Source organism: Sphingosinicella microcystinivorans, from assembly GCF_027941835.1.
Classification (GTDB): Bacteria; Pseudomonadota; Alphaproteobacteria; order Sphingomonadales; family Sphingomonadaceae; genus Sphingosinicella.
This window is the reverse complement of sequence record NZ_CP116005.1, coordinates 2,067,646-2,094,626: the sequence shown is the minus strand read 5'-3', so window position 1 is coordinate 2,094,626 and position 26,981 is coordinate 2,067,646. Positions and strand designations below refer to the sequence as shown.

At 64.5% G+C, this 26,981-nt stretch carries 17 protein-coding genes and 1 tRNA gene; 5 read left to right on the top strand and 13 right to left on the bottom strand.

Features of this window, described 5'->3' with window-relative positions:
* Position 1: 1 nt before the first annotated feature.
* The 3 genes from PE061_RS10170 to PE061_RS10160 form a co-directional block, all read right to left on the bottom strand.
* Positions 2-2,137 (bottom strand): TonB-dependent receptor, encoded by a 2,136-nt coding sequence (locus PE061_RS10170; protein ID WP_271258965.1) that lies wholly within the window; start codon positions 2,135-2,137, stop codon positions 2-4.
* A gap of 134 nt (positions 2,138-2,271) precedes the next feature.
* Positions 2,272-3,264, bottom strand: a complete 993-nt coding sequence (locus tag PE061_RS10165; RefSeq protein ID WP_271258964.1) for an isoaspartyl peptidase/L-asparaginase family protein — start codon at positions 3,262-3,264, stop codon at positions 2,272-2,274.
* 23 nt (positions 3,265-3,287) lie between these two features.
* Positions 3,288-5,519 (bottom strand): DUF885 family protein, encoded by a 2,232-nt coding sequence (locus tag PE061_RS10160; RefSeq protein ID WP_271258963.1) that lies wholly within the window; start codon positions 5,517-5,519, stop codon positions 3,288-3,290.
* 217 nt (positions 5,520-5,736) lie between these two features.
* Here PE061_RS10160 and PE061_RS10155 point away from each other — a divergent pair, with 217 nt between their 5' ends.
* Positions 5,737-7,671 carry a S9 family peptidase gene (locus PE061_RS10155; protein WP_271258962.1) on the top strand — a complete coding sequence of 645 codons (1,935 nt, stop codon included), beginning with the start codon at positions 5,737-5,739 and terminating at the stop codon, positions 7,669-7,671.
* On the opposite strand, the gene PE061_RS10150 is transcribed toward PE061_RS10155, so the two are convergent.
* The 9 genes from PE061_RS10150 to PE061_RS10110 form a co-directional block, all read right to left on the bottom strand.
* A complete protein-coding gene (locus PE061_RS10150; protein WP_271258961.1) occupies positions 7,672-9,267 on the bottom strand; it encodes a DUF885 domain-containing protein in 1,596 nt (531 codons plus the stop codon). It abuts the gene before it with no gap.
* 690 nt (positions 9,268-9,957) lie between these two features.
* The gene (locus PE061_RS10145; protein ID WP_271258960.1) at positions 9,958-10,566 is read right to left on the bottom strand and encodes a hypothetical protein; all 609 of its coding nucleotides are present in this window, start codon (positions 10,564-10,566) and stop codon (positions 9,958-9,960) included.
* 56 nt (positions 10,567-10,622) lie between these two features.
* Positions 10,623-11,003, bottom strand: coding sequence for a hypothetical protein (locus PE061_RS10140; RefSeq protein ID WP_271258959.1), 381 nt, complete (start codon positions 11,001-11,003; stop codon positions 10,623-10,625).
* Between the two features lie 10 nt (positions 11,004-11,013).
* Complete coding sequence (locus PE061_RS10135; protein WP_271258958.1) at positions 11,014-15,090, bottom strand: Eco57I restriction-modification methylase domain-containing protein; 4,077 nt, start codon at positions 15,088-15,090, stop codon at positions 11,014-11,016.
* A 117-nt stretch (positions 15,091-15,207) separates the two neighbouring features.
* Positions 15,208-15,963: a hypothetical protein gene (locus tag PE061_RS10130; protein ID WP_271258957.1), complete on the bottom strand. Its 756-nt coding sequence runs from the start codon at positions 15,961-15,963 to the stop codon at positions 15,208-15,210.
* Between the two features lie 24 nt (positions 15,964-15,987).
* A complete protein-coding gene (locus PE061_RS10125) occupies positions 15,988-16,158 on the bottom strand; it encodes a helix-turn-helix domain-containing protein (RefSeq protein ID WP_271258956.1) in 171 nt (56 codons plus the stop codon).
* A gap of 58 nt (positions 16,159-16,216) precedes the next feature.
* Positions 16,217-16,897 (bottom strand): hypothetical protein, encoded by a 681-nt coding sequence (locus PE061_RS10120; protein ID WP_271258955.1) that lies wholly within the window; start codon positions 16,895-16,897, stop codon positions 16,217-16,219.
* Entirely contained in the window at positions 16,890-18,125 is a 1,236-nt protein-coding gene (locus tag PE061_RS10115; RefSeq protein ID WP_271258954.1) for a tyrosine-type recombinase/integrase, read from the bottom strand. Before PE061_RS10115 ends, PE061_RS10120 begins: the two co-directional genes overlap by 8 nt.
* 165 nt (positions 18,126-18,290) lie before the next feature.
* Positions 18,291-18,377: transfer RNA gene (locus PE061_RS10110), tRNA-Leu, on the bottom strand.
* A gap of 125 nt (positions 18,378-18,502) precedes the next feature.
* Between PE061_RS10110 and PE061_RS10105 the strand changes: the two genes are divergently transcribed.
* Positions 18,503-19,435 carry a complex I NDUFA9 subunit family protein gene (locus tag PE061_RS10105; protein ID WP_271258953.1) on the top strand — a complete coding sequence of 311 codons (933 nt, stop codon included), beginning with the start codon at positions 18,503-18,505 and terminating at the stop codon, positions 19,433-19,435.
* On the opposite strand, the gene PE061_RS10100 is transcribed toward PE061_RS10105, so the two are convergent.
* The gene (locus PE061_RS10100; RefSeq protein WP_271258952.1) at positions 19,432-20,226 is read right to left on the bottom strand and encodes an undecaprenyl-diphosphate phosphatase; all 795 of its coding nucleotides are present in this window, start codon (positions 20,224-20,226) and stop codon (positions 19,432-19,434) included. The genes PE061_RS10105 and PE061_RS10100 overlap by 4 nt on opposite strands.
* Positions 20,227-20,459: 233 nt before the next feature.
* On the opposite strand from PE061_RS10100, the gene PE061_RS10095 reads away from it, so the two are divergent.
* From PE061_RS10095 to gltB, 3 genes are read left to right on the top strand one after another with little or no spacing between them, the layout of a single operon-like run.
* Positions 20,460-21,914, top strand: a complete 1,455-nt coding sequence (locus tag PE061_RS10095; RefSeq protein WP_271258951.1) for an NAD(P)-dependent oxidoreductase — start codon at positions 20,460-20,462, stop codon at positions 21,912-21,914.
* Positions 21,911-22,444 (top strand): DUF2059 domain-containing protein, encoded by a 534-nt coding sequence (locus PE061_RS10090; protein WP_271258950.1) that lies wholly within the window; start codon positions 21,911-21,913, stop codon positions 22,442-22,444. Before PE061_RS10095 ends, PE061_RS10090 begins: the two co-directional genes overlap by 4 nt.
* Positions 22,441-26,970 (top strand): glutamate synthase large subunit, encoded by a 4,530-nt coding sequence (gltB, locus tag PE061_RS10085; protein WP_271258949.1) that lies wholly within the window; start codon positions 22,441-22,443, stop codon positions 26,968-26,970. The genes PE061_RS10090 and gltB overlap by 4 nt, the downstream gene beginning before the upstream one ends.
* The last annotated feature ends 11 nt before the right edge of the window (positions 26,971-26,981 follow it).

Sequence of the window (26,981 nt, the reverse complement as noted above, 5' to 3'; positions counted from 1 at the left end):
ATCAGAATTTGAAACCGACACGCGCTTCGATCGTGCGCGGCGTACCGTAGAATTCGGTGTCCGCGAATCCGGCGAAAAAGAAACGCTGTGTCAGATAGTGCTTGTTGGCGAGATTCCGCCCGATGAGCGCGATATAGATGTTCTCGCCTGGGAGATCGTAGCGCAGATTGGCATTGAGCAGCGTATATCCGCCCTGCCGTTCACGTGCGAGATCGGTGAACTGCGGGAAAATCACGGACGACTGGTAACTCACTTCACCGCGCGCCGTCAGCTTGCCCGCCGAACCGACCGGTGTGCTGTATTGCGCACCGGCGGTGAAACTCCATTTCGGCGTGAGCGGCATCGGCAAGCCGGTCAGCTGCGTGAGCGTGACGGGTGAAATGAAGTTCTTGAGTTCGGATTCGATCCACGCCCCATTGAAATCGAACGTCACCCCCTCGACGGGATGCACCGCTGCCGAAAGTTCCGCGCCATAGATTTCCGCCTTGGCCGCGTTGGTGATGCGTGAAATGATTCCGGTGTCCGTGAATAGGACCGTGCGGAGTTGCAGGTCGGTATAGTCATAATAGAAGCCTGCGAAACTGATCTCAGCCGCGCCGCCCGCTATGCGGTTCTTTGTACCGATCTCGTAGGCCCATATCTTTTCGGGCTTGTAGGTGTTCGCACTGGTGGAAAGGCTGGCGCCACCGCTCTTGAAGCCGCGCGTGACGCTCGCATAGATCTTGCCGCCGTCGTAGGGCCTGTGCTCGAACACGATCTTCGGCGTGAAGGCATCGTCCTTTACGGACGAGGATGTGGAGATCGGCTCCGGCAGGAAAAGCGGAACCGCAAAAACACTCTCGCCCGTCTGCTTTTCTTCCGTATAGCGCGCGCCGACGAGAACCGAACTGCGCGTACCGAGTGCAATCGTCGCTTCACCGAAAATGGCTGCGCTGCGCGATTTGAAGAGCTGGGTTTGATCCGTGTAGACGAACGGCGTCGGATCCGGATAGTCGGCATCCGTCTCGACTGCAGAGCCGCTGTTCCTTTCCTTCGAATAATAGAGCCCGGCAGTCCAGCTTATGCTATCCGCACTGCCGCCGGAGAGCTGAAACTCCTGAGAGAAGAATTTCGAACGCGAATCCGTGTCGGAGTAGGCAATGAAGCCCCCCGAGCCGTCGACATCCACGCGCGCGGTCGTCTTGTAGTCGATATATCCCGTCAGCGATTTCAGCGTCACACCGCCGAGGTCGAGACTGAGCGTTCCTGAAAGCAGCAGGCCTTCCTGATCGGATGCAGGCGGCGTATCCACATTGATGCGGCGCACGCTTTCACGCTGTTCGGGCGGGAAGCTCGCGTAGACGGGAGAGCCCGGATTGTTGCTGTTGCCGAAGCTCACCGTGCCTTCGTCGTCGACATACTGAACCGTGAAGGACGCCGAGAGCGTTTCGCTGAGATCGTAATCGCCTTTCACGCGGATTGCGCGATAGTTGCGATCGTCGACCTCGCCACCGCTCGCGTTCAGGTTCTTCGTGTAGCCGTCATCGTTGGCATAAGCGGCGCTGATGCGGATGCCGCCGCGATCGTCGAACGGAACGGAAACCCCGGCCTGCGCGGTCAGGAGATCGCGGCTGCCATAGCCGACATAGCCGTCGGCGGCGAGTTCAGGCCCCGGTCCTTCCGTCACGATGTTGATGGCACCGCCGGTGGCGTTACGCCCGTAGAGCGTACCTTCCGGCCCTTTCAGCACTTCCACGCGCCCGATGTCGAACATCTCGGCGAGTGCGAAGCGCGGCCGCGGCACATAGATTCCATCGACGTGAACGGCGACGGACGGGCTGCCGCTGCTGATGTTGGTGCCGACCCCGCGCAGCGAGACACGCGTACCGCCGCCGCCTTGCGCGATCTTCAGACCCGGCGTCTGGAACTGGAGATCGACGAGCGAGATCACACCGGCCGCAGCGAGCGTGTCTCCGGAAAAGACGTTGATGGAGGCGGGCACGTCGATGGCCCGCTCCTCGCGCTTGCGCGCCGTGACGATGATCTCGCCGGACAAGATGTCGTCCGAGGCACTCTCGCGCGCATCCTGTGCAAACGCGGCTTGCGGCATCGCTGCCGTTGCAAGCAGGACGGCACAAAGAAAAGCTCTGTCGTTCATCCGGAAATTCCCCCTTTTTCGGTTTTGCCCGCAGTATTTCCGGAAACCTTACGGAAACGCACAGACGCGTTCCATGTCGTAAACATGCTATGCGGTGGCGACGGCCGTAGGCGTTTTATGATAGGACCGAAGGCTCATTCATCCCTGAAGATCGCGACCTCCGGCGTTTTTCCGGCCCGCAACACCCCCCTCATCATCGCATCCGTGTTGAACGACCAGGCAGGCGTGCCGTCCGGCGCCACGACAATGACGCCGCCTGTTCCGCCAAGCGCCGAGGTTTCGGCCTGCACGGCATCGGCCGCGACCTTCGGCCCTTCCCCGAGATACCGCATGCGATCGCAGATCGAATGGGCAACACCGACGCGGACGTAATATTCCCCTGCACCCGTGGCGGAAACCGCGCAGGCACGATCGTCCGCGTAGGTGCCGGCGCCGATGATGGGAGAATCGCCGACCCGGCCCGACGGCTTGCCCATGCGCCCGCCCGTCGATGTCGCAGCGGCGAGATGCCCGCTGCGATCACGCGCAACAGCACCGACGGTGCCATATTTTTGCATGCCGCTCAGGGCGGCCGTTGATCCGGATTTTTCCCGGTACTCGCGCAGCCAGTGTTTTTCCTCTTCGGTGACGAAATAGCTCGGATCGACCTGCTCGAGGCCAAACCGCTTCGCCTGCGCGTCCGCGCCCGGTCCGGCGAACATCACCTGCTTGCCGTGATCCATGATGGCGCGCGCCAGACTCACCGGATTGCGGGTGGTGGTGACGCCCGCGACCGCACCCGCCCCGCGCGTTTTCCCATCCATGATCGACGCATCAAGTTCGGCGGCGCCGCGTTCCGTGAGAACGGCGCCGCGCCCCGCATTGAAGTTGGGATCATCCTCGAGAATCCGTACCGCCGCCTCGACGGCCTCCACGGCCTTGCCGCCCCGCTCGAGCACATCGCCGCCGGCAGCAAGCGCCCGTTGCAGCGCGGCGCGCAGCAGCGCATCCTTCCCGGCAGAGACCTGCCCGCGTTTAATGTCGCCTGCACCGCCGTGGATGACCAGGGTCCACGCGTCCGCTTCCGCGACGCCGGGCGCCGCAGAGATAAGAGCGAGAGCGGCTGCGAGAAGCGTTCCGATTTTCATGCCACACCCTTTCAGGCCGGAAATCAACGCGGCGCTGTTTCAGCGACAATCTTCAGCCTTGCCAGCGCCTCATCGATCTTCGAGACCGTCTGCGCCGAATAGTCGGCGCGAATGGCATCGATCTCTGCGGGCGCCTTGCGGCCCGGCACATCTTCATACCAATACATCTCGAAGTCGAGACGCGCGCCTTTACCCTCGGTGCGAATGCGATGATCGACGAACGCGTATGTCCGGCCGGTTTCGGGATCCGCCATGCGCACGACGAAGCGGCGCCCGGGGTCCGCAAGCAGGATCTCCTCAAGCCGCGAAACGGAGCGCTCGCCAGCCTTCACGGAGTAGATGTAAACGCCGCCCGTCTTGTCCGGCTTGCCGCGCAGCATCTTCTGCTCCGTCATCGCCGGCATCCAAAGGCGCCGATCGACAAGCACGTTCCACACGGTCTGCGGCGTGGCGGCGACCGAGATTCCCGTGCGGCTGAGCGCGACGACGTGGGACGTCGCCGTCTCCGCAGCCGCCTTCTCCTCCGCGATGAAACGGTCGACACGCTGCCCAAGGGTATTGAGTGGGACGGCGCCGCCCGCGAGCACTGCGGCATGGAAGCGACTCACGTCGAAATCCTTGCCGAGTGCCGCCTCCGCACGCGTCCGGCCTTCGCGGAAAGCTTCGTAGCCAAGATAGTAGCCGAGCGCCTGGCAGGGAATGTCGGTCGCGTAGCGAAGCGTTTCCGTGGCAATCTGCTCGGGGCCTTCGAACGTGTGCGCTGCCATGAACGCGCGCGCCTTTCCGAGCGGCCAGCCCATGCCGTTCATGCCCGTGTCCACGACCAGACGCGCGGCAAGGAACGATTGCATCACGAGATGCCCGAAAAGGTCATAAGGTGCGTAAAGCCCCGTATCCTCGACCAGCCACGCGGCATATTCGGCCCAGCCTTCGACATAAGGCCCGGCCCCGAGATACGACTGGACCGGATGCAGCTGCGCGCTTTCGCGCGCGAGGGCGATCTGGAGATGGTGCCCCGGCATGAGCTCGTGCGCGATCAGATGATGCGCCCCGATCATCGTGCGCGTATCGAGGCCGGAGCCGTTGAAGCGATAATAGCCCGTGGGGCGCGATGGCGACGGAGGCTGATAGACGCCGTAGGTCATGCCCGGCTCGTCCGCCGGATCGAGCCGCTTCACCCCGTAAGGCGCCGAGGGCAATACCGGAAAGAGACCCGGTAGAATCGGCGCAATCTTCGCCATGAACGCTTCGTACCGCCCCGCAACCTCGTCCGCGCTGTTCACAAAGCCGCGCGGATCGGCGCGCATCGCCCGGTCGAACGCGGCGGTGTCGCCCTCAAATCCGAGCTGCGCCTGTATGGCAGCCTTACGCGCATCGATCTCGCCGAGCGCCTTGACGCCGATCTCGTGAATCCGCGCCGGTGTGAGATCGAGGCCCGTACCCGCCGCGATGCAGCGCCGGTAGCGGCCCATGCCGCCGGGATATTGACCAATCCCGACGGCGATGGGCGCTGCCTTGACGTAGCTGTCATCGAGCACTGCGCGCAGGCGATCGAAGGCCGGCAGCAGGCGCGTCCTCACGCGCGCCTCGACCTCGGCCTCGAACCGTGCCGCGACCGGCGCGGGCGCATCGCCGAGACGCGCAGACGCCACAGCGGCACGCGCCGGAGCCGCCGCCCTTGCGCCTTCGAGCATCTTCAGCGCGCCGGGGATCGCGGGCCGGGGAAGCAGGATACCGCGCCGCCGCTGGGCCTTCGTCCGCTCGGCGACCGCATCCAGCGTCCCCGCATAGGCGTCGATCAGGGTGAGATAGCGCGCGCGATCCGTGTCCGTCTTCACGGCCGCGCTCGCCAGCACCGCAGCGGCGGCCTGATGCAGATCGCCGCCGCGATACGGCGTGACAAGGAAATCGAACCAATAGTCATCGGCGGCGCTGGCGCGCCCGCGCAGGTCCTGAAGAAGCGACAGGCGCAATTCAGCCTCCGACCCCGAGAGATCGGCGGGATCGACAGCCTCCACCGTGCGCGTCAGTTCCCCGGCGCGCGCGCCATATGCGGCTTCATCCGCGAGCGAGACGCGCGCGATGCGCGTGACGGGCAGCCCTTGCGACAGGCGCACCTCGACATCCTCCGCCGTGCGCCAGGCAAGGACTGCATCCGCCGCACGGCGCAGTTCCGCAGACGATGAAAGCGGCGTTTCGGCAGCGGCAGGGAAGGCCACGGACAGCGCGGCCAACAGGAAGACGAGAGGTTTCATCGCGCCACTCTACCCGGCGCTGAGGAAGCGCCAATAGCATGAATGGCATAGGGCGGGGCTGTGCCATTCATGCTAGCGAAATCGCCGCCGCCACGCGCTAGGTTCAGCGGGAAAGGGAGACGGTATGAGGCACGGCACAGCGATCTCGGCCTTGGCGGCGGTAGCGATCATGGCGGCAATGCCCGCCTCGGGCGCGGATCGGACGCCCCGACAAACCATGGCTCAGATGATTCCCGATTGCAGCGTCGCGCCGCGCTGGAATGGCGCTGGCAGCATCGTTTATGCGCGCGGCGGCGCGTGGTACGCGTTCGACCCTGCAACGGGGACAACCGTACCAACCGCGTCGCCGGCACCCCCGGCACTGCCGCAGACGTTCAAGCGCGAGTTCTGGTTCGCCGGTCCGCTCGACGTCGAGGAACTTGCCGCGCCGGACGGATCGGCCTTCGCCTCGGTCCGTGATTTCAATGTCCGTATCCGCCCGGCCATCGGACCCGAACGTACGCTGACTACGGACGGTGTTGGCGAGGTCTCGTGGGACATCGGCCCGTTTGCAGCCGAAGGCTGGTCGCCCGACGGCAGCCTGCTGTTCGCACTGCGCTACGACCGCTCCAACGTCTTCAAGGCGCCGCAGGTGCGTTATCCCGGGCAGAACGAGGAACTCGTGATGGTCCGGCAGCAAAAGGCGGGCCAGCCGCTCGACCGGGCGCAGCCGTATCTTCTGCCGGTCGCGGGCGGTGTGCCGATCAGGCTCGACGTCGGCGACATCGGCGATCGCTACTTCGTGCCGCTCGGCTGGGCAAAGGGAAGTACGGAACTGCTCTTCGCCGCGATCAACCGCGAATTCAACCGTGTCGAGGTGCTGGCTGCGAACCGCACAGGCACAGTGCGGCCGGTCATGACCGAGTCCGGCAAGAGCTTCGTGCGTATGCAGCACGAGGTGCTTTTCCCGATCAGCTACGGCTTCACGATGCTGCCGGACGGATTCCTTTGGGAATCCGAGCGGGATGGCTGGAACCAGCTCTACTATTACGACTTCCGCGGGCGGCTGGTCCGCAAGCTGACAAGCGGCGCCTTTCCGGTCGACGAGGTCGCTCGCTTCGATCCCGGTACGCGAACGGTCTATTTCACGGGATCGCGCGATCCGGCGCACCCTTATGACCGCCATCTCTATTCCGTGCGGCTTGACGGCGGCGCAATCCGTCAACTGACCGAAGGCAGGGGCCGCCACGATATCCGCTTCTCACCCGATGGCACCGTGTTCCTCGACAGCTATTCGACGATCGCCGTGCCGCCGCGCCATGTCGTGCGCCGCGCGGACGGCAGCCTGATCGGGACGGTGCTGGAGGCGGATGCCGGCGGCTTCACCGCGAGCGGCCAGCCGTTTCCGGAGGAAATCCGGGTGAAGGCCGCGGACGGGAAGACCGATCTCCACGGCGTGCTCTACAAACCCCGAGGCTTCGACCCCGAAAAGCGCTATCCGCTTGTCGAATATGTCTACGGCGGGCCGCAGCTGCGCCTGACACCGGACCGTTTCTGTCCCGCCGCTGGCTGGGCGTCGTTTCCGCCCGCACTCGCGCAGCGCGGCTATCTCGTCCTCGTCGTGGACGCGCGCGGCACGCCGGGGCGTTCGAAGGCCTTTCACGACGCGGTGATGGGCGACTGGGGCGGGCATGTGGTCGCCGATCACCGCGCGGCGTTGCTGCAACTCATCGCCGAGCGCGCCTATATCGACCCAACGCGGATCGGCGTGATGGGCCGGTCGTGGGGCGGACATTTCGCGCTTCGGCTGATGGCGGAAGCGCCCGATGTCTACAAGGCCGCGGTTTCGATCGTGCCGAGCTTCGATGCGCGTGCAGGGATTCTCTACGAACCGTACCTCGGCCTTCCCGGTGCCAATGCCGCAGCCTATGACGAGGCGACGATCTTCCGGCTGGCGCCCAAGGTGAACGGACCGCTGCTGCTCGTCGGCACCACGCTCGACACGTCCACGCTCATCGACGTGATGAAGATGACGGACGCGCTGATCGACGCCGACAGGACATTCGACCTGCTGATCTTCCCGGAGCAGGAACACCAGATCCTCGGGCACGATCTCGATTATCTGCAAAACAGGATCGAGGACTTCTTCGCCGCGGCACTGAAGCCCGAATAGCTATTTCGCGCGATCGGCGATCCAGCGGTCGATCTTGCTTTCGAGAACGGAGAGCGAGACCTTGCCCGACGACAGCACCTCGTCGTGGAACAGCCGCAGGTCGAATCGCGGCCCCAGCGCCTTTTCCGCCTTGTCGCGCAGGCGCCGGATCGTGATCTGGCCGACCTTGTAGGAGAGTGCCTGCCCCGGCATGGCGACATAGCGATCGACCTCGAACTCCACCTCGTTCCGGCTCATCGCGGAATGGGTGAGCATGTAGCGGATCGCCTGTTCGCGCGACCAGCCTTTCGCGTGAATGCCTGTGTCCACCACAAGCCGCATGGCGCGCAGCATCTCATCGGCCAGATGTCCGAAATGCTGGTAGGGATCCTGGTAGAAGCCAAGCTCGGGTCCAAGGCTTTCGGCATAGAGCGCCCACCCTTCCCCGAATGCGCTCGGCCCTTCGAAGCGCTGAAAACCGGGGAGCGCCGCATTTTCCATCGCAAGGCTCACCTGAAAATGATGTCCCGGCACGGCCTCGTGCAGATAGAGCGTCTCGTAAATCCAGGTGAAGCGCGTGGGAAGCGCATGCGTGTTGAAATAGAAGATGCCGGGGCGCGACCCGTCCGGCGAGCCGCGTGCATACTCGCCGAAGGCCGATGCGGCGGCGCGGTAGGCCGGGGTCGGCTGAATATCGAGCGGCGTTTTCGGCAGCACCGAAAAGGCACGCCCGATGACACTCGCCATACGGACATCGATCGCACGGAACGCATCGCGCATCACTTCGGCAGACGCGGGCTGGAAGCGCGGATCGCGGGTAAGGAATGCGGAGAATTCGGCAAGACTGCCGGTAAACCCCGCCTTCCTCTTCGCGATCTCCATCGCCGCCGTGATGCGTTCAACCTCCGACACGCCGAGCCGATGGGCGTCTTCCGGGCTGATGTTCGTGGTCGTATGCCTATGCACGAGGTGGCGATACAGCGCGTCTCCGCCCGGTAGCGCCCCGAGACCGATGCTATCGCGGGCACGCGGCAGATAGTCGTGTTCCAGAAAATCGCGCAGCCGCCGATGGGCCGGAATCAGACGATCACCGATGAACGCGCGATACGCCGCATCAAGGCGTCTGCGATCCGTTTCCGATACAGCGGCGGGAAAGGCCAGAACAGGCTTGTAATACGACGATGCGCGTGGGTCCTCCACGACTTCAGCGTCGAGTTGACCGGCAACCGTTCGCGCAACGAGCTTCGGCTGCGTCAGGCCTCGGTTCAGCCCCTCCTGCAACCGCCCCAAAATCCGGTCGAGATAGAGGGCATATTCGTCGAGGCGCTGAAGGTTGTCTTCATAGTCCTGCGTCGTCGCGAACGATGCAGCACCTCCGCCAGAGCTGAGCTGCGGCATGATCACCTGCCATCCGAAGAAATGATCGAGCGGCTGGACCTCCGTGATGAAACGGATGGCAGGCGCTGCACCCTCGAGCGCAAGTGCCTTATTCCAAGCGAACATATCGTAGGAGACCTGCTGCACGGGATCGAGCGTCGCCCGGTCGATCCGTTTCAGCGCCGCGAGCTCCGTTTCCGCCGCCACCTCCTCCGCGTCCATCCACGCATCGCTGATCATGTCTCCGAAATGCGGCGTACGATCCGCACTGTTCCGGCGCAGGCGCTGGATGGGGTTTCGCGCGAGAAAGGCTGCATCGCTCGCCCGGAACAACACGTCGAGATTTTCAGGTACGGGCTGGGTGCTGCCTGTGAGTTCTGCCGTGACCGGAGAAGGTATGGCAGCCAGAAACAGAGTACAGCCTATAAGAATGCCGCGAAACATACGCCATGCCTTTAAATTGGTGGCGGACTCTCTCCAAACCGAGCGGCAAACAACAATATCAAATTCTTGACATGATTAGCTTGAGCGGCGCGACCCAGCTTACAGTGGTTAGCAGCAGCAACCATACGAAAACGGCTTCCTGCGCGGGCGGCAGGGCGTACTCTACGGCATCACAGACCTCGACCCGAGTGCCGCCGCAGCTCGTCGCTTCATCTTCCAAGAGCAGATTGCTCGATAGAATGCCTAGCGCATTCTTCTCGCACTTGGAGCTCGGCAAAACCAGCCACTTGGCGGACGAAAATGGACGTCCATGGACGGTCTCTGGTGCCAGGAAAGGACTCGCATCTGTCAAATATGCTATTGTAATATATCGATATTATTCGTTCGTCTTTGAAATATGCCCCCAAATATGCCCCCAACGCATCGAAATGCATCCACGGAAATCGTTCGCCTGTACGCGATCGATCGCTTTGATGACCCGGCCGGCTAGAGCCGTGCCATCAATCGCAGGGCTTCCAGCGCGCACCTGTCGTCGAGGTCATAGTAACGAGTTTCGTGGCGTTCGAAGGTTCGGCGCCACATGCCTTTGGGGCGATAGATAGGCTGCTCCCAGCCTGGCTCGCACCCAAGTTTGCGTTGGAGTCGGAACAGCGCTTCAAACGGCCGGTCGCGAGAGGCTTGCCGTTGTGAGCGATAGCCAATTCGCCACGCTGCCCGCGATGCGAAGCGGTCCCCGCCGGCGGGCAAATAGAGCTTGCCGGCGCGGCCGTGGCGATAGGGGCAGATCATCCACCAACGCTTGCCGCCATAATTGGGAATCGTGCTGACAAGCCGCACATTCTGCGCCACGGTTTCCCGTGCGCCGCCACTACCTCGGCTGTAGCGTAGTTCGAGCCACGCGTTTTCCGGGTCCACCATGTTGGCCGTATAGCCGATCGAAGCTGTCGGCTCCCCGTTGGCGCTCCAATGAAGCGAGCTTTTCAGGATCGAACCGGGCACCGCATGTCCGGTGCGTATCATCCATGCAATGTCGATACGCAGACTTGTCTCCGCCAGCGGTCGGCCGCCCTGTTGTCCTGATCCCCAGCCGCCCATTTAAGCGTTCGCCTCCCAAAACAATATTGGCAGAATAGCAGAGACTGGTGCGCGCTTCACTCATCCTTCTTTCCGGGTTTGTCGCGGGGAAGGGTGAGACGCAGGTGCATATTGAGGAACGGCCCGTCGCGCCGTCCCGCATCCCGCTTTGCGGACATTCTGGCCCATTCCGCTTCCAGTTGCCTTGGGGTTTTCGGCTTCGTCTTTGCGACCGTCTTTGCAGCCCCTGCCTTCGTGAACGTCTTTTGCAGCGTCTGGATTTCTGACGCGACAAACCAAAGCGGTCGTCCATACCGATCGGCTTCGAACGCCAATTCACCCGCCAACGCCATTCGGGAGAGTTGTGGCTTGGTGATACCCGTGAGCGAGGCCGCATAGGGCAGTCTGAACCAATGCGCGGTCCCGTCGAACTTCACACTTGGGGGCTTCTTTGCCATGCAATGCTCCCTATCCCGTCACCTCGGCATCCGGCTGGCCCGCAATCAGGGCGTTGAGATAGGCAAGGCAGAGATCGCGGCTGCGATAGCAGCCCCAGGCGGCGATTTCCTGCCGCTCGACGATCGGGAAAGTTGAATAGATGTAGCGGATATCATCGCGGCTCGCCGCCGGATCAGCGGGATCATAGACGCCGTAGAGAATGAAATAGAGCGCATCGAGCTTCGCCCGCAGATGCAGGCGGCGCTCCTCATCCCAGACGAAGGGCGGCAGCACGTTGCCCGCTGCATCGACATGGCCCATGTCGCGCGCGAACGGTGCCATGTCGTGCGCAGTATAGGTCAGCTCCAGCACCGTTTGCCGCACGATTTCAGAAGCGGTTTTGGCGCCGAAGGCGCGACCATAGCCGGCAGGTGGAATGATTGGCAGCTGCTCGACAATATACCAGTTCAGATGCGTGCTTTGCGCCTTCTGACGCGCCACATAGTCGAGGACGGTTGAATTGATGTTGCCTAACATCAGAGCCTGATCGACAAATGGCAGGTCGCTCACAAGCAGCGGCGCAGTGTTTCCCGCGCTTCCGCTGGGTATGAACGACGCTATGAACGTCCGAACGTCTGTTGCTCTTGCAATGTCGCGGAACGCTATTGCAGGCTTGCTCGGAGCGTCAGTCGTGCTGGCAACCCAATACTGTGGAGTCGGGAAATAGGCTGGATCAGCTTTCATTTCCGGCGTCACTTCAACACTCAGCGCCGGGTTGTGCAGGTTTGCCTCGTTAACGGACACCGATGCCGCCCGGTGGTCGAACAGGTGGAGCATGCGGCCGACATAAAGCGGCACCCACTCGCCCGCCTCGGACTTCCAGCGGTTGCCGCCGACCGGCCACGCGCCTTCCTTCTCCTCCAGCTCCGCCTGCGTCCGGAACAGATGGCTGTCGTTGGTCATGTCGAACATGCGAACATATCGGACAGGCCAGGCCGCGACAGGCTCGTCGCCCGACCGATCCACCAGCACCGGCAGCCGCTCATAAATGGCCGTCGTCAGCGCCATGTCGCGCCGGGTGCGGAAAATGGGCGCGGTGCCGGTGTTTGGATTCACGCGCGCGAAGTCCGTCGCTGTGATCGGAAACACTTGATCGGGGTTTTTCAGTTCTTCAATCGAGTGCAGATAGAAAGAGCATATTGCCGCGCTGAACGTGCGTGCCGGACTCGCGACAAATATGCAAAACTTGAAGCTGGCGTGGACGTCCGGGAAAAAGACCTTCTTGTTTTCGAAATCATAAAGCGTCTTCAGGTGGCCGCCGGTCGCGACCTTCCGGAAAAAGGCGCTCGCCGACAGGTCCGATGCGATGCCGCTGGGGGTCAGCAGGCCCACCATGCCGCCGGGCCTCACCAGTGCATGGGCGCGCTCGACGAACAGGCTGTACAGGTTGATGTCGCCCCGGCTGAGCAGCGGGTAATGGCCTGACCCGCGCGCCACCCGCGCGGCGTCGCCCGCGCGCCGGTCGGCCTTCTGATAATCAGCGTAGAGCGGGTCGCCCGCCTCCTCCAGCGCCCTGATCATCCTTGACCGATCGGAAGCGCGCTGCGCCCGCGCGATTTCCGGCCGGCGCGCGGCGAACCATTCCACCTGTTGCAATTTGATCCGGTCCCATGGCGGATTGCCGACGACGGCATCAAAGCCGCCCTCCCGAGCCGCGCTGGCCCAGTTTTCCCAGACGCCGGGGAAGGTGATTTGCCAGTTGAGGAAACGCTCCTCGCTGATCAGGTCGCGCGCGGCGCACCATATTTGCGTGAAACGCTCCACTTCGTCCGGGCGTGCCTTGCCGGCTTCGGGGGCGATGCGCCCGCGCGCCAGCGACACGGGGTCACCAAACTGACCGTCCAGCCAGAGGTTGACCAAAGCCCTGTCCGTCCTTGGCAGGTTCAGCCAGTCGAGCGCGTGCATGAAGCTGACGAAGCTGTCGAGCGGCCCCGTCTGCGCCTCAACATCGGTCCACATTTCGGCTGAGCGGTGCGCCTCGGCTATTTCCGCATCGGTCAGCGCCTCGATCGTGCGCATGGCGACCGCCTGCCGCTGGGCGTTGCGCAGCGCATCGGCGTAAAACAGTTCGCCGCCCTTCGCCGCCCGGTCGATCGCATCGCGCACCCACAGGCCGAACAGGCTGTCCCCGGCCGCCAGATGGTGATCGATGAAGGACAGCGGCGCGCCGACCGTGAAGGTGTGGAGCCATAGCGACACCTTCGCCAGCTCCACCGCCATCGGATTCTTGTCCACGCCGTAGATGCAGCGCTTCAGCACCATGCGCTTGACCAGTTGGGGATCGTCCAGCTGATCCTCGCTGACCGCCCATCGGGCATCCTCGGCATTGTGACGGATGGTCGCCCGGATTTTGCGAATTTCCTCGGCGACCGGAGATTCATAATCCAGATCGATGCCGGGCGCCCGCGCCAGTGCCGCCGCCTCCGCCATTGCGTTCAGGGCATGGTTGGTCAGCCGATCGACAAGGCTGACCAGGAAATGGCCCGATCCCATGGCCGGATCGCAGATGCGCAGCCGCGTGATGGCCTTGGCGGGATCGACCTTCTGCAATTGCGCTATGCGGAAATCCTCGCTGTCCTGCCGCCGCAGCTTATCCAACGCATCCGTGAAAGCGGCCAGGGCGTCCGCGATCAATGGTTCCAGCGTTTCGTCGAGGATCAGAAGCACCAGATCGTCGGGCGTATAGTAGCTGCCGGAGCTTTTGCGCGCGAAGATGTTGGGGCGAATATCCACGTCGCCCGCGTCGCCGCGTGTCAGCTCGAACTCCAGTAGCCGTTCGTAGATGGACCCCAATTGCTGCACTGAAAGGTCGCGATAGTTGATATAGCGCCGCTGCCCGTCGCGCCGTTCCCAGGAGAGAATGTCGATCGCCTCGGCCATTACGTCATCACCGAGCGCGATGGCTTTGAGAAGCGGCGTCTGCTCGCTGCTGAACAGCCCGCCATTGTAGGGCGGCAGGCCGACCGACGGATCGCCCTTGTCGATCATTTCTGCAAGGTCGCCGAAATTGTGCCAGATGGTTTTCGCGACCGTCGAGAAGCTGTCGCCACTATCCTTCCGCCGGCCGATTTCCATCCGCCGTTCGCGCAGCGCATAGTCGTCATAGCGCTGGTCCTTGACCGGCAGCAGGCCCCGATCCTCGGCATAGAGTACGAACAGCAACCGGTAGAGGAGAATCAGCGTCGCCTGCCGGACCTCCCCCAGCGGCGTGTGGGCAGGGGCAGCATTGGCAATCGCGCGGCCCAGCGCTGGATAGAGCCGATCGAACACAAGGTCGGACAGGCTTTTGGCAACACGCTCCTCATAGAAGGCGGCGTCGCTGCGCGCCCTGTCATGAAAGCTACGCTTGTCTGCGCCCGTCCTGTCGAACGCGGCGCGCGAGAACATGGCAACAAAAACCGCCAGCCAGTGATCGCGTTCATCATCACTTATGCCCGTATCCAGTAGGTCGCCGCCCAGCTCCATGATGCGGGTCAGGTCCAGTTCCAGATAGTCGTCGATAGTGGAGCGAGCCCCGGCGAAATAGAGACGCCACCTGGCCCCATTTGTAAGGATGCCCCAGCGCAGTTCGCCAGCGGTCAGATCGTCGATGCGGCGCAGGTAGCGCAGCAGTTGGGTGGACGGCGTATCCCGTTCGCCGCGCCCCTCGGCCCGGTCCAGCGCGCGGCCCCAGCGTTTGCTTTCGACGATCGCGGCACCGAACTGGTAGCGCTTCCACTCCTCGCCGTGGCCGTTCGCCCGCTGCTTCGCCGCCTCATTGATGAACAGCAGGGCATCCGGCACGTCAACCCGCCCGGACGCCGACAAATTCTGCTGGGTCAGATAATCCGCCCATCCAAGGGCGCGCAGAACCGGCCAGATGAAATCGCTTTCGGTGGTCGCCTCGTTAGGCTTGCTGTCATGTGGAAACCCGACAAGGATTTCGCACAATGTGGCACGCACGGCCCCCGTATCGACGGCCGCAAATTCGGATGTCTCTGTGATACCTGCGACCAGATAGTCATGCGTGAATAGCGTGCCGGATACGAACAGGCTGGGGTCAGTCATCCTTGTTCCCTGATACAGCCATGGTCCGCATGTTGCCCCCTTTCGCGCTCGGCATGGTTAGCCGCCCCGACACCCGCCGCCAAGATTTTCCTAAATCATAAGCAAACTTGGTCGCCTTCAGGCCATGTTATGGGTGCCAGGCATGGCGCACTGCCAAACACCCGCTCGCTTTCCCTGAACGGTACACGCACGCGGCAGCCAAGGCCCCGTAAACCGTGCGGCAATTTCTCCGGACGAAGCTTTCAGCATATACTCCAGCTTCCGCTCCAGATTCACCCTGTAGAGGTCTGGCGCTGCCGAGTAGTACCGCCCGCCGGCTATTTTCTGGCATTGCAGTACGCTCGGCACGTAACGGCCGGGAAGCAGATGCTTGACCCAGCGCAGGGGCATCGGTCGGAAGAGCGGGTCGAGGTCTGGCGGCACGTGCAGCAGCATGTGGACATGCGCGCCGTTCACTGGCCCATGCTCCTGTACCCAGGCCCACGGCAGGCGATAGCCGCGCCGCCGCGCCCAATCGCTTGCCAGCTTCACAAATCGGCCGGTCGTTCCAGCGTTCTCACCGTTTGCGATTCCGCCACGCTCCCAAAGGATGGTCACGAAACGGTTGAATGGCCGGCCGACGCCCAATGCCCTCTCCGCAGCATCGATCAGCGCGAAGCATTGGGCTTCGGTGAGCGTATGGCTGATCCGGTCGGCCCTATTGCGCGCGCCGCCACGCCGCAACCCGCCTGCGTAGTGCCCGGCCGCCTTGAAAATCCCTCCTATATGGGGGGAGGCATTGCCTTCGCCGCCAAGCCCCGGATTTTCGCCGTTTTCTCCAATTTCGGCTGGATCGTCGGGGAACGCCGCCGGACAAAACCGCGCAAGTTTCAAAGGAACGGCCGGGGATGAAATGAATCAGCGCAGCGGCAGCTTCTCAAACCACGCGGTCGCGTCACTCTGCGCAATCCGGGTCGAACGGCCGACCTTTCGGAACGGCAGGCGCTGCGCTGCATTTTCGCGGTACACGGTCGATCGGCCAACGCCGTAGCGATCCATGAAGTCCTTGATGGTAAGAAGTCGATCCATAGAAGCACCTGTAAGGTTGTTGGTGCTTCCTCATACACGCGGACACTGGTTCATTTTTCTAGCGCGAAACGAACCAGTCTCTGAAGTTGGCGACCTTGAGTGCATTCGCCGCAAATTCTTCCGCTACGGCCCGCCACGCGGCGCAGCGGCGAGAATCAGGGCGGCTTCCGCATTCATACATGCGCGAGCCATGCGGGCACGGCATCTTGGCCCAGTAGTTCTCGATATGCTCTTGCACCTTCTCCAGTCGCGGGTCGGTTCCGTTCTCGTAGGCGAGCCACCAGCGCTGGACATTGCGGTGGGAGTAGGGCTGGCCCTTCGAGGTACGCCCCGATTCCGTCATTGCACGCGCGAGGTACTTGTAAGCCTTGTTCTTGGAGTAGCCGCCTTCCAGCAGCGACCATACTCCCATCACCACCCAAACACGGACCTCGGTTTCAGCGAGGGTTTCGGCATTGGTGCCGCCGTAGTTGACCGGCTTTGTCCAAGGATGCCCGCTGCCTCCGTGCTCCAATGCATGCACGAAAATCAACAGGTCCTTGATGGGCATCAGCAGGTCATTGTTCCTGAAAGCTGGGAGCAAGCCCAGATGACCGGCGATGCAGCCGATATAACCGGCCGCCTTGTTGCGTTTCAGATCGGCATCGGTTTCGCTTTCATAGGCGGCAATCCGATGCGTCAGGTCATGGGTAAGGCCGTTGATCCACTCCGTTGGGTCTGGCCATGTGGATTCAGTCATTCCCCGCCCTTGCAGGCACGTGCAGTTCTATTATCTCGGCGCCTGACCGCAGCGCATCCAGGTGATCGCTCCACCACTGCGCCATTTTTACCCGTTCCTGCCAATGCTGGCCGCGATGATACGCGCCGCGCACGGCATCGCTTTCGCCGTGGGCAAGAGCGCGCTCAATCGCATCAGGGGACCATTTTCCGCTTTCGTTCAGCAGCGTGGAAGCCGTTGCGCGCAGGCCATGCGCAGTCAGCTCGGTTCTGGTAAAGCCCATGCGCCGAAACGCGGCGTTCATGGTGTTCTCGCTCATGGGGCGCTGCAAGGTTTGCATGGATGGGAACAGGTAGCGTGCCGCTCCAGTCAGTGGCTCCAGTTCATCAAGCAGCTCCAGCACCTGCCGGGAGAGAGGCACGGAGTGTGGCCGGCGCTGCTTCATTTTACCCGCCGGGATGAGCCAGATCGCGCCCTTGCGGTCAAATTCGCCCCATTCAGCGTGGCGCAACTCTCCCGGTCGCACGAAAACATGCGGGGCGAGCTGCATGGCGAACTTGGTAATCGGGCTTCCCGTGTAGCTGTCCACTGCGCGAAGCAACTCGCCCAGCTTTAAGGGTTCCAATATCGCCGCATGGTGCGTGACCTTCGGCGCCATCAGCGCACCCTGCAACAGTGCAGCGGGGTCTGCCTTGCAACGGTCGGTCGCAACGCCGTATCGAAATACCCGACTAGCAAAGGCACGCACGCGCCGCGCCGTTTCGCGGTGGCCCTTGCGTTCCAGCGTCTTGAGCGGGGCCAGAATTTCGGACGGCTCGATTTCCGAAATGGGGCGTTCACCCAGCGCGGGGCGCAACAGGTCCAGAAACCAGCGCGCTTTTACCAGCGTAGCGTCAGACTTGCCTTCGCCTTGCAACTTTGTGGCAATGAACTCGTCCGCAACACCGCCAAAGGTGTTCCCGGCGCTGATCTGCGCCATGACCTTTTCACGCTTCCGCTGAAACGACGGGTCCTGCCCCCCGGTGAGCTGCGCCCGTGCCGCATCCCTTTTGGCCCGTGCCGCAGCGAGACCGACTTCCGGATAGGTCCCAAGCGCCAGCTTTTTCTCCCGACCATTGAAGCGATACTTTAGGCGCCAATACTTTGATCCATTTGGATTAATTTCGAGATAGAGGCCCTTTTCATCAGCCTTCTTGTAGGAGGCATCCCTTGGCCGAAAGGCTCGGATTTCTGCGTCTTTCAGCGACATTTGGGGGCCTCTCGTTCCAGTTTTCGGTTAGAGGCCCCCAAAAAGGCCCCCAACTGAGACGGATTGCAGAGAAGCAAACACGAACAACTGCGAACCGTCTGGGATGGTTTTTCGCAGATTTCTGCCGTTTTGTAAAGCTAATGGAGACGTTCAGGGAAGAACAAATGGTGCCCAGGAAAGGACTCGAACCTTCACGCCGTTACCGGCACTAGCACCTGAAGCTAGCGCGTCTACCAATTCCGCCACCTGGGCACGGGGTCGGATGCTCGCCATGTCGCGAGGCGATGCGGGTTACGGTCCGTCCCCGTGCTTGTCAATGGGCCTGCGTATGGAATATGCCGCGCGGGAACGATTGGACTGGCCGGAAGGATGCAGGTGTGGCGAAGCTGATTACGATCTTCGGCGGTTCGGGCTTCGTGGGGCGCTATGTCGTGCAGGCGCTGGCGAAGACGGGGGCGCGGCTGCGGGTCGCGACGCGCGATCCGCACCTTGCCCTGCATGTGCGCCCGCTCGCAGCGCTCGGCCAACTCGACTTCGTCCGCACGGACCTTGGGAACGCAGCCTCGCTTGCCCGCGCGGTCGAGGGGGCCGACGCCGTCGTCAACCTCGTCGGCACGCTTTCCGATTCGCACGGCGGCTTCGAGGCGGTGCACGTGAAGGGCGCCGGGGCGATCGCGAAGGCCGCGGCGGCGGCGGGCGCGGCGGTGCTGGTGCACGTGTCGGCGCTCGGCGCCGACGCGGAGAGCGAATCGGGCTACGGCCGCAGCAAGGCGCTCGGCGAAGCGGCCGTGCGCGCCGCCTTCCCGAAGGCGACGATCCTGCGCCCGTCGGTGATCTTCGGCTCCGAGGACGGCTTCCTGAACCGCTTCGCCGGGCTTCTCCGTTTGCCGGTGGTGCCGGTGGTGGCGCCGGCAACGAAGTTCCAGCCCGTCTATGTCGTCGACGTGGCGCGCGCGATTGCGGCCGCGGCCTGCGAGCCGTCGCTCCATGCGGGCAAGACGGTTTCGCTCGGCGGACCGGACGTGCTGACGATGCGCGGGCTCCTCGATTGGCTCGCGCAGACCACCGGCCGCGACCCGGTGCTCGTGGACGTGCCGGACGCCGCCGCGGGCCTGCTCGCGAGTCTCACCGGCTGGCTCCCCGGCGCGCCGCTCACCACCGATCAGTGGAAGATGCTGCAGACGGACAATGTCGTGCCCGAAGGCGCGCCCGGCCTTTCCGCGCTCGGGGTGGACGCGACGCCGATGGCGGCGGTCGCGCCGGGCTGGCTCGTGCGCTTCCGGCCGCACGGCCGCTTCAGCGTCGCCTAGAAGAAGGCCAGCAGCACCACGCCGAGCGCCACGCGGTAGACGACGAACACCAGCATCGAGCCGCGGCGCAGGAAGCGCATCAGGAACGCCATCGTCGCCACGGCGGCGAAGAAGGTGAGCACGCCCGCGATCACGGCGTCGCGCTGCATGGCGGCGGACGCCTCGGCGAGGTCGAGCGCCGCGAGCAGCCCCGCGCCCGCCACGGCGGGCATCGACAGCAGGAACGAGAAGCGCGCGGCTTCCGGGCGCGCGTAGCCGAGGAAGCGCGCCATCGTCATGGTGACGCCGGAACGGCTGGTGCCGGGGATGAGCGCGAGGGCCTGCGCGAGGCCGACGAGGACCGCGTCCTTGAGCGACAGGTCCTCATAGGCCTTGGTCTGCTTGCCCCAGCGGTCCGCCGCCCACAGCAGCAGGCCGTAGACGATGAGGTTGATCGCTACGAGATGCGTGGAGCGGAAGCCTTCGAGATAGCCGCCGCTTTTCAGGAAGAAGCCGAACGCCACCGCCGGGATCGTGCCGATGGCGATCCACCAGAACAGCCGCCGCTCGGCGGGCGCCTTCACCACGCCGAGGTTCGAAAGGCCGCCGCGCGCGAGGCCGAGCGCGTCGCGCCAGAAGTATACGAAAATAGCGGCGAGGGTGCCGACGTGAACCGCGACGTCGATCATCGGCCCCTGATCCGGGAAGTCGGTGAGCTTGGGGATCAGGATCAGGTGCCCGGAGGACGAGATGGGCAGGAATTCGGTGACGCCCTGGACGATGGCGATGATGAGCAGCTGCAGAAACGACATGGGCTCTCCGGCGGAAAGGTCGGGCGTGGGCATAGCACAGCCGATTCGCGTCGTCCTCCGGTGAGTTAAGGCCGTGTCGGACCTTTTTTGAGGCGCATTTTCTGCAAGCCGTTCTCAACAAGCCCGGTTTGGACGAAAATTAGGTAATAATTATTGTCCTATCAGTGGGAAATTGCGTGACAAGCGCCGTCCGCGACCGTAAAAGCCGCGCCGGAACCGCAAGGGGAAATCGGGTGGCCGAAAAGGATATGCTGAAGTTCGTGGGGCTCGCGCAGGCGTTTCCGGAGAAGCGCCCCGCCGACGAGCGCGACGACGACTTCCTCGAGATCAACCGTGCCTTCATCCGGGCGAAGGCCGAGGAGCAGGCCTCGCGCTGCTCGCAGTGCGGCGTGCCCTTCTGCCAGGTGCACTGCCCGCTTCACAACAACATCCCGGACTGGCTGCGCCTCACCGCCGAGGGGCGCATCCGGGAGGCGTGGGAGCTTGCCGAATCCACCTCCACCATGCCCGAGGTGTGCGGCCGCATCTGCCCGCAGGATCGGCTGTGCGAGGGCAATTGCGTCATCGAGCAGTCGGGCCACGGCGCCGTCACCATCGGCTCGGTCGAGAAGTTCATCACCGACACCGCGTGGAAGGAAGGCTGGGTGCGTCCGCTGCGGCCCCTCGCGGACCGCTCGGACCAGTCGGTCGGCATCATCGGCGCAGGGCCGGCGGGCCTCACCGCCGCCGAATATCTGCGGCGGCGCGGCTACGACGTGCACGTCTACGACCGCTACGACCGCGGCGGCGGCCTCCTCACCTACGGCATCCCCGGCTTCAAGCTCGAAAAGTCCGTGGTGATGCAGCGCCTCGCGCGGCTGGAGGAAGGCGGCATCGTCTTCCACTACAATTTCGAGGTCGGCCGCGACGCGGCGCTCGCCGCGCTCCGCGCCAAGCACGACGCGCTGCTCGTCGCCACCGGCGTCTACAAGGCGCGTGACATCAAGGCGCCGGGCGTCGGCGCACGCGGCATCGTCGCGGCGCTCGACTACCTGATCGCCTCCAACCGCAAGGGCTTCGGCGACAGCGTGCCCGCGTTCGACGACGGCGCGCTGAACGCGGCGGGCAAGCACGTCGTCGTCATCGGCGGCGGCGACACGGCGATGGACTGCGTGCGGACCGCCGTGCGGCAGGGCGCCGCCTCGGTGAAGTGCCTCTACCGCCGCGATCGCGCCAACATGCCGGGCTCGCAGCGCGAGGTGGCGAACGCGGAAGAGGAAGGCGTCGAGTTCGTCTGGCTCTCCGCCCCGCAGGCGTTCGACGACAGGGACGGCCATGTTTCCGGCGTCCGCGCGCAGCAGATGCGCCTCGGCGCGCCCGACGCCTCCGGCCGGCGCGCGCCCGAGGTGGTGGAAGGCGGCGATTTCCGGCTGGAGGCCGATCTCGTCATCAAGGCGCTCGGCTTCGATCCCGAGGACCTGCCGCAGCTGTTCGGCGCGCCCGACCTCACCGTCACGCGCTGGGGGACGCTGCGCACCGACCACAAGACGATGATGACGAGCGTGGACGGCGTGTTCGCCGCCGGCGACATCGTGCGCGGCGCCAGCCTCGTCGTCTGGGCGATCCGCGACGGCCGCGACGTCGCGAAGACCATGCACGCGTACCTCGCCGAGCGCGCAGGCACCCAGAAGGAAAAGGCCGCCGCATGAAAACTCGTGTCTTCGCGCTCGCGGCGACGCTGCTGCTCTCCGCCGCCCCTGCCCTCGCCGCGGAACCCGACCGTGCATCCGAACTCGTCAGGCTGATGGGCGTCGAGGCGAAGCTCGACGAGGTTTTCACCACCCTCGTGCCGATGTTCGGCACGCAGGTCGTCGCGCAGCTCGAGAGCGACAACGGCACCAGCGGCACGGTGCGCAACATCATCGAGAACGGACGCGGCGGGCGAGAGCGGTTGCAGAAGATCCTCGCCCAGGAATTCCTCGCCGAACTGCGCAAGGCGTATCCGGCAATGCTGGACGATTTCCGGGCCGCCTACCGGGCCGCGCTCTCGCCGTCCGAACTCGATGCCGCGATCGGCTTCCTGAAAAGCCCGGCGGGCCAGAAATTCATGGCAGCCGAGCAGCAGACGCAGGTTCGCATGAAGGCCATCGGCGAACGCGCCGGGATGACCGCCGGAATGGCCGCCGTCTCCAATGGTTTTGCCCGCGCGCAGCGCGAAATGCTGGATGAAGCGAAATGACGACCGAAGCCGAACGTGAACGCATCGCCCGCGAGGGCATGTACCGCCCCGAGATGGAATCCGATGCCTGCGGCGTCGGCCTGATCGCCGCGACCGACGGCAGGCCGTCGCGGCGCGTGGTGACGCTCGGCATCGACGCGCTGAAGGCGGTGTGGCACCGCGGCGCGGTGGACGCCGACGGCAAGACCGGCGACGGCGCGGGCATCCATGTCGAGCTGCCCATCGCCTTCTTCTCGAAGCACATCGAGCACGCCGGCCACAAGCATCGCATCGACCGCCTGCTCGCCGTGGGACAGGTGTTCCTGCCGCGCACCAACCTTGCCGAGCAGGAGACCTGCCGCAGCATCGTCGAATCCGAGATCATCGACTTCGGCTACGAGATCTACGGCTGGCGGCAGGTGCCCGTCGACACCTCGGTGATCGGCGACAAGGCGAAGCAGACGCGCCCCGAGATCGAGCAGATCATGATCAAGGGGCCCCAGCCGGGCGACCACTACGAGAATCAGGACGCGTTCGAGAAGGACCTGTACCTGATCCGCCGCCGCATCGAGAAGAAGATCGTCGAAGCGCAGATCCGGGACTTCTACATCTGCTCGCTGTCGTCGCGCTCGATCATCTACAAGGGGCTGTTCCTCGCCGAGGCGCTGTCCGTCTTCTATCCCGATCTCCAGGACGAGAAGTTCGTCAGCCGCTTCGCGATCTATCACCAGCGCTATTCGACGAACACCTTCCCGACATGGTGGCTGGCGCAGCCGTTCCGCTGCATCGCCCACAACGGCGAGATCAACACGGTTCGCGGCAACAAGAACCTGATGAAGAGCCACGAGATCAAGATGGCCGCGCAGGCCTTCGGCGAGCTTTCGGGCGACATCAAGCCGGTGATCCCGGCGGGCGCATCGGACACCGCCGCGCTCGACGCGACGTTCGAGGTGATGGTGCGTTCGGGACGCGACGCGCCGACCGCCAAGCTGATGCTGGTGCCCGAGGCGTGGAACAAGGACACCACGCTCGCGCAGGCGCACCGCGACATGTACGCCTTCTTCGCCAGCGTCATGGAGCCGTGGGACGGCCCCGCCGCGCTCGCCATGACCGACGGGCGCTGGATCGCCGCCGCGGTCGACCGCAACGCGCTGCGCCCCATGCGCTTCACGCGCACCAGCGACAATTTGCTCATCGTCGGCTCCGAGACCGGCATGGTCGTGGTGCCCGAGGCGACCGTGATCGAGAAGGGACGGCTGGGGCCGGGCCAGATGATCGCCGTCGACCTCGACGAGGCGCGCTACTACGACGACAAGGCGATCAAGGACCGCGTCGCGGGCGAGGCGGACTACGCCGCACTGGTGAAGGGTTTCCGCAACTTCGCCGATGTGCCGGGCGCGGACGCGCCGGAGCCGGGACAGGCGCTGGAGGCCGACGAGCTTCGCCGCCGTCAGGTCGCCGCCGGCCTCACGCTGGAGGACATGGAGCTGATCCTCGCGCCGATGGTGGAGGACGCCAAGGAAGCGGTCGGCTCGATGGGCGACGACACGCCGCTCGCGGTCATCTCCGAGAACCCGCGCTGCCTGTCGCACTTCTTCCGGCAGAACTTCAGCCAGGTGACGAACCCGCCGATCGACTCGCTTCGCGAGACGCGCGTGATGAGCCTGAAGACGCGCTTCTCGAACTACGCCAACATCCTCGACAAGGACGCCAAGCAACAGGGCGTGGTGGTGATGGAATCGCCCGTGCTCTCGAACCGCGACTGGGCGCGGCTGCTCGCCCATTTCGGCGATCAGGCCGCGACCATCGACTGCACCTACGAGGTCGCGGGCGGCCCCGCCGCGCTGCGCGAGGCGATCGCGCGCGTGCGCGCCGAGGCCGAACACCTCGTGCGTTCGGGCAAGAGCCAATTGTTCCTCACCGACGAGAACGTCTCGAAGACGCGCGCGGGCATCACCATGATCCTCGCCGCGGCGGGCGTGCACACGCACCTCGTGCGCAAGGGCCTGCGCTCCTTCGCCAGCATCAACGTGCGTTCGGCGGAGTGCATGGACACGCATTATTTCGCGGTGCTGATCGGCGTCGGCGCGACCACCGTGAACGCGTGGCTCGCGCAGGAATCGATCGCGGCGCGCCATGCCAAGGGGCTGTTCGGCGACATGGACCTCACGACCTGCGTGAACCGCTTCAGGAAGGCGATCGAGGACGGCCTCCTCAAGATCATGGCGAAGATGGGCATCAGCGTCATCTCCTCCTACCGCGGCGGCTATAATTTCGAGGCGGTCGGCCTGTCGCGCGCGCTCGTCAACGATTTCTTCCCCGGGATGCCCGCGAAGATCTCGGGCGAGGGCTTCTCGTCGCTGCACGTGAGCGCGCGCGACCGGCATCTGCTCGCCTACGACGAGGAGGTGACGGCGCTGCCCGTCGGCGGCCTCTACCGCTACCGCGCGGGCGGCGAGCCGCACGCATGGCAGGCGAACCTCATCCACCTGCTCCAGCAGGCGGTGGCGAGCGACTCCTATTCCACCTACCTCCAGTTCAGCCGCGGCATCCGCGACCTGCCGCCGATCTATCTGCGCGACCTGCTGGAATTCAATCACCTGCGCCCGCCGGTGCCGGTGGAAGAGGTGCAGTCGATCGCCGAGATCCGCAAGCGGTTCGTGACGCCGGGCATGTCGCTCGGCGCGCTGTCGCCCGAGGCGCACGAGACGCTCTCCATCGCCATGAACCGCATCGGCGCCAAGGCCGTCTCGGGCGAGGGCGGCGAGGACCGCTCGCGCTACAAGCCCTACCCCAACGGCGACAACGCGAACTCGGTGATCAAGCAGATCGCCTCCGGCCGCTTCGGCGTCACCGCCGAGTACCTCAACGCCTGCGAGGAGATCGAGATCAAGGTCGCGCAGGGCGCCAAGCCCGGCGAAGGCGGGCAATTGCCCGGCTTCAAGGTGACGGAGATGATCGCGCGCCTCAGGCACTCGACGCCGGGCGTGATGCTGATCTCGCCGCCGCCGCACCACGACATCTATTCGATCGAGGACCTCGCGCAGCTCATCTATGACCTGAAGCAGATCAACCCCGACGCGCGCGTCTGCGTGAAGCTGGTGTCGGAAGCGGGCATCGGCACGATCGCGGCGGGCGTCGCCAAGGCGCACGCCGACGTGATCCTCGTCTCGGGCAACGTCGGCGGCACCGGCGCGTCCCCGCAGACCTCGATCAAGTACGCGGGCACGCCGTGGGAGATGGGCCTCACCGAGGTCAACCAGGTGCTGACGCTGAACAGCCTGCGCGGCCGCGTGAAGCTGCGCACCGACGGCGGGCTCAAGACCGGGCGCGACGTGGTGATCGCCGCCATCCTCGGCGCCGAGGAATTCGGCATCGGCACGCTCTCCCTCGTCGCGATGGGCTGCATCATGGTGCGCCAGTGCCATTCGAATACCTGCCCGGTGGGCGTCTGCACGCAGGACGAGAAGCTGCGCCAGAAGTTCGCGGGCTCGCCGGAGAAGGTCATCAACCTGATGAGCTTCATCGCCGAGGAGGTGCGCGACATCCTCGCGAGCCTCGGCTTCCGCAGCCTCGACGAGGTGGTCGGCCGCACCGAGCTGCTGCGTCAGGTGAGCCGCGGCGCCGAGCACCTCGACGACCTCGACCTCAATCCCATCCTCGCCAAGGTGGACGCGCCCGACAGCGAACGGCGCTTCAACCTCACGACCCGCCGCAACGAGGTGCCCGACAGCCTCGACGCGCAGATGCTCGTCGACGCGAAGGCGGTGTTCGACCGCGGCGAGAAGATGCAGCTCACCTACAGCGTGCGCAACACGCACCGCGCGGTCGGCACGCGCTTCTCCTCGGCGATCACGCGCAAGTACGGCATGAACGGCCTCGCGCCCGGCCACGTGCATGTGCGCCTGCGCGGCTCGGCCGGCCAGTCGCTCGGCGCCTTCGCCGTGCAGGGGCTGAAGCTCGAAGTGTTCGGCGACGCCAACGACTATGTCGGCAAGGGGCTTTCGGGCGCGACCATCGTGGTGCGGCCGCTCGTGTCCTCGCCGCTCAAGTCCAACGAGAACACGATCATCGGCAACACCGTGCTCTACGGCGCCACGGCGGGGCGCCTCTACGCGGCGGGCCAGGCGGGCGAGCGGTTCGCCGTCCGCAACTCGGGCGCGGAGGTCGTCGTCGAGGGCTGCGGCGCCAACGGCTGCGAGTACATGACCGGCGGCATGGCGGTGATCCTCGGGCCCGTCGGCGACAATTTCGCGGCGGGCATGACCGGCGGCATGGCCTTCGTCTACGATACGGCGGGCGATTTCGACACGCGCGCCAACCCGGACAGCGTCGTCTGGCAGCCGGTGCGCGCCGCATACTGGGAAGGCGTGCTCCGCGCCGCCGTGGAGGCGCACCACCGCGAAACCGATTCCGGCTGGGCGCAGTCGATCCTCGAGGACTGGGAAAGCGCGCTGCCCCGCTTCGTGCAGGTCTGCCCCAAGGAGATGGTGAGCCGCCTCAAGCACCCGCTCGAGGATGCGGAAAGCGTGGTCGCGGCGGAGTGAGGTTGCAGCGC